The organism is Candidatus Margulisiibacteriota bacterium, from assembly GCA_028715625.1.
Classification (GTDB): Bacteria; Margulisbacteria; Riflemargulisbacteria; order GWF2-35-9; family GWF2-35-9; genus JAQURL01.
In genome coordinates this window covers 1-3,344 of sequence record JAQURL010000116.1, presented here as the reverse complement: position 1 = coordinate 3,344, position 3,344 = coordinate 1, and the positions used below count along the sequence as shown (strand labels likewise).

The window sequence follows — 3,344 nt, the reverse complement described above, 5'->3', positions numbered from 1 at the left end:
CCCACATTATTACGCTCCATGCCGATAGTGTTTAATGTTCTGATTATAGCCGGATTGCCCTCTACCAGCATAAAGGGAGGTACATCCTGATTAACTTTGGAATAGCCGCCGATCATAGCCATCTTACCGATACGGCTAAATTGAGTAATCCCTGCCATACCGCCGATATTCACGTTATTTTCAATATGAATATGTCCGGCAACCTGTACAGCATTGGAAATGATTATATTATTGCCCAATACGCAATCATGGCCGATATGTACGTTGGTCAACAGCAGGTTATCATTACCGATGATTGTTTTTCCGTCTTTGGCTGTTGCCCTGTTTATAGTTACATATTCTCTGATGTCATTTCTGGCTCCAATTTCTACGTAACTTTTTTCATTTTTAAATTTTTTGTCCTGGGTGGTGTTGCCAATAATCGCCCCATAATGAATATGAGTGTTTTCTCCTATTGTAGTCCATTTTTCAATGACTACATTAGCTTCTATTATTACGCCGTTGCTCAGCTTAACACCTTCACCGATATAAGCATGGGGACCGATTTTTACGCCTTTACCTATTTCGGCATTGGGATGAATTTTAGCGGTTGAATCTATATACTTTTCTACTTGCGAATCCGCCATGGAAAAGGTCATCTCGGCTTCTGCCACAATTTTGCCGTCAACAAAAGCCTTGCCCATGGTCTTGCCTACAGGCCCCTTCACCTTGTACAGGTCTACTTCCATCCGGATCTGATCTCCAGGAACTACAGGTTTTCTGAAGCGCACATTTTCCATAGCCGCGAAATACGCCATCTTGCCTTTCAGTTCCGGAAAGGATAAAAGAATTATACCTGATAACTGAGCCATGGCTTCTATTATCAGCACACCTGGCATAACCGGATGTCCGGGAAAATGGCCCTGAAAAAACGGTTCGTTTAAGGTTACATTTTTAATGCCTACGGCACGTTTGCCATATTCAAATTCAAGAACTCTATCCACCAGCAAAAAAGGATAGCGGTGCGGCAGACACTCCATTATTTCATTTATATCTAGCAATTTTCACCTTCTTTTTTTTATTAACAACTGTATTTTAACAAAATTTTGCCGGGGTGATAAGTCGCTGATTTCAAGGGTACTGATTTCAACCGGATAAAAAAACTGATTCAGCTTATTAAAAAACTGTTTTAAATTCCCCGAAGCGTCGCTGAATTCCAGAAAAACCGGCAATTCCATTATGTCTCCGTTATAGATTTTATCGCCATATGAAATATTTTTTAATATAAAGGAGTTATAGGCGTTATTAAGAAAATGTTCGTTAAAAAGCAATACCGGGTCCTTAAGTATAGGCTTGCCAGTCACTTTTTTCTTAGGGATTCCCTGCTTGTTATCTATAAGCATGGAATGGGTAATTTTTTCTTCAAAAACCTTAAGTTGTTTTTGATAAACACCTATTAACTGATGATGTATTCTGACCCTGACCATCTGGGGATAAAGAAAAAACTGAACTATCATGATGGCGAACAGTCCCAGGAATATCCAGAGATAATATTCTTTCCCTTCAGGAACCAACTTTTTAAAATCAAGTCCGTTATTTTTTTCCATTACATTTTTATCCTTAAAGAAAACGCATAATCGTTTTCCGATATTTTATCAATTTTATCCAGTGTCATTTCCTTCATCTTGGCTTTGCGGCTTAAATAGTCCAGATATTGATTGATTATAGCGATACGACTGCTTCTACCGCTGATGTTTATAGCAAGAAGGCTGCGGTCAAAAGAAAAATGTTCCAGCGTTAAGGCTTCTGGTTTGTAGCCGATCAGCAGCTGTAAAAACTGGTCAAGCTCCTCCTGCACCTTCTTTTCAGTCTCTCTGATATTTAATAAAATCTCGTTGTCTTCGGCTTCTCTGGCTTCATCCTCGTAAACTATATATTGCTGCTTAAGCGTGGTAAGCTTGTTTTTTACGGCATACAAATCCCGGGTTGATTTATTGTACTCAAAATGCAACAGGTTCCAGGCAATAAAAGAAAGAACAAGTACCCCGGCCAGGGCCGGCAGAAAATTTTTTAAAGAACTGATCTGCTTCCTGGCTTGCCGCGATTTATCAGAAGTTGCTGTTGAAAGCAGAGATATTTTTTTATTGGGAAAAAGATGAAACAAATCCATGCTTTGAGAAATTTCCACTACGGATAAACATACAAACAGCTCTTCAGCACTTATATGCTCAGGCCATTTTAAATTATCCGAAAATAAATCCCGGATAATATTGTAATCATAAAACTGCACTGGCAGTTGCAAATCTCCTGCTATCAATTCATCTATATGGTTCTTTTTCAATTCGGTAGAGACAATTACAATTTCTGTTATTGTTTTTCCGGCCATATTATTAAACAATTGCATGCCGTTTTTTATGTCCGTCAGAAAATGGTCGACAATTATTTTCAAGCTTAACACTATATCCAGTTCCTCTCTGCGGTTGAAGTCCAGTTCCAGCTCCAGCACGTTCTTTACCTGATTATCAGAATAGTGATTTTCTTTTAATACCTGACGGATTAAGTCTTTGCTGAAGTTTATCCTCTTTACATAAAAAATCTGCTTGTCCAGATAAAAAATAAGTTCAGTATATGTATCCCGGATAAATATAAGCAGTTTTTGCGTCAACTCTTCTTTGCTTAACCACTGCAAAGTCTTTAAAAGACAATAATCAGGAGGTAGCCATTGTATGAGAATTGAGTTTTTTTTGAGACCGAAAACTTTGTTAAAAGCCTTAAACAGGGCTTGCTCAACCAGCATGATAGATAAAAGATAATCAACTTTTTTATCAACTTTTTCATGTACAATCTTGTAAAACAGCTCGCTATTACTAATAGCATCTTTGTATACCTGTTTAACCCTATCTTTAACTCCTGTTAAAAAATCATCCGTTGGGTTCAGTGACAAAGCCAGGAATCTTTCGGAAGTATATGGCTGTCCTGGTATTATCCAGATTTTTTTTAGCTGTGTGAGAATATCTTTTTCTTTAAGTTTTTCTTTTAAAAATCTGGCTTTACCGATCTCGGTTTGGTCAGCTACTGATTTGAATGAATATTTATCAATACTGACAATCGCCTTATCCTCATTCAGAAGGGTTACGATTGCTTCGTCTTGTGTTATATAGATACTAACGTTGTATTCTGAGGTAATACCTGTTCCCCCAAATTTTTTATTTTTTCTTCCCTAATAAAAAATTATACCAAGAAGATTCAACAGATGTCTTTATTTTCATAAGAATAAATCCAAAAACTATGCCTACGTTATCTGCTACGAAATCAGCAAACGAACAATCCCTGTTTGGCACAAAAAGCTGGTGGATTTCGTCGCT

General features: G+C 37.6%; 4 protein-coding genes. All 4 read right to left on the bottom strand.

All coding sequences use genetic code 11. The annotated features are described in order from the left end of the window. A partial coding sequence (lpxA, locus tag PHV30_11990) for an acyl-ACP--UDP-N-acetylglucosamine O-acyltransferase (protein MDD5457733.1) occupies positions 1 to 1,040 on the bottom strand: 1,040 nt, incomplete at its 3' end. Between the two features lie 3 nt (positions 1,041 to 1,043). Further along, positions 1,044 to 1,586, bottom strand: a complete 543-nt coding sequence (locus PHV30_11985) for a hypothetical protein (GenBank protein ID MDD5457732.1) — start codon at positions 1,584 to 1,586, stop codon at positions 1,044 to 1,046. Next, positions 1,586 to 2,923 carry a hypothetical protein gene (locus PHV30_11980; protein MDD5457731.1) on the bottom strand — a complete coding sequence of 446 codons (1,338 nt, stop codon included), beginning with the start codon at positions 2,921 to 2,923 and terminating at the stop codon, positions 1,586 to 1,588. The genes PHV30_11985 and PHV30_11980 overlap by 1 nt, the downstream gene beginning before the upstream one ends. Positions 2,924 to 3,185: 262 nt before the next feature. Next, on the bottom strand, positions 3,186 to 3,335 hold the full coding sequence (locus PHV30_11975) for a VanZ family protein (GenBank protein MDD5457730.1): 150 nt from the start codon (positions 3,333 to 3,335) through the stop codon (positions 3,186 to 3,188). Between the last annotated feature and the right edge of the window lie 9 nt (positions 3,336 to 3,344).

What these genes read in the sequence shown, in the direction of transcription:
- PHV30_11985 (MDD5457732.1), bottom strand. Translation starts at nt 1,586, where the DNA reads ATGGAAAAAAATAACGGACTTGATTTTAAAAAGTTGGTTCCTGAAGGG.